General features: G+C 35.7%; 1 protein-coding gene. It reads right to left on the bottom strand.

All coding sequences use genetic code 11. From position 1 onward, the window contains the following. Nucleotides 1–277, bottom strand: a 277-nt coding sequence (locus ACH5TX_RS00180) for a BspA family leucine-rich repeat surface protein (RefSeq protein ID WP_439337546.1), incomplete at both ends; no start/stop codon positions are given.

The following is a 277-nucleotide window of genomic DNA, read 5'->3' as shown; positions in this document are numbered from 1 at the left end:
TAATATTCCAATTATCACTAGCTATCATATTGGCTCTGGCGGCTTCTCCGGCACAATATTTACTTAATCCTCCATCAAAACCAACACTAGCATTTAAATTTTGAGCATTCCAACCAATTAGTAAATTATCGTAATTTGGAGTTGAAAGCGTAACACGAGTAAACATACTATTGGCAGTATTAAGACTAGACACATTCCAATTCCCTAAATCTTGATCGAAAGAAACGGCATCCATAAACATAAGCGTAAAAGTCCATACATTGCTGGTATCCCAATT

Origin of the sequence: Thalassobellus citreus (genome assembly GCF_044385915.1) — a bacterium.
Taxonomy (GTDB): Bacteria; Bacteroidota; Bacteroidia; order Flavobacteriales; family Flavobacteriaceae; genus Thalassobellus; species Thalassobellus citreus.
The sequence above is the reverse complement of the archived record's forward strand: the minus strand, read 5'-3'. Positions and strand labels throughout refer to the sequence as shown.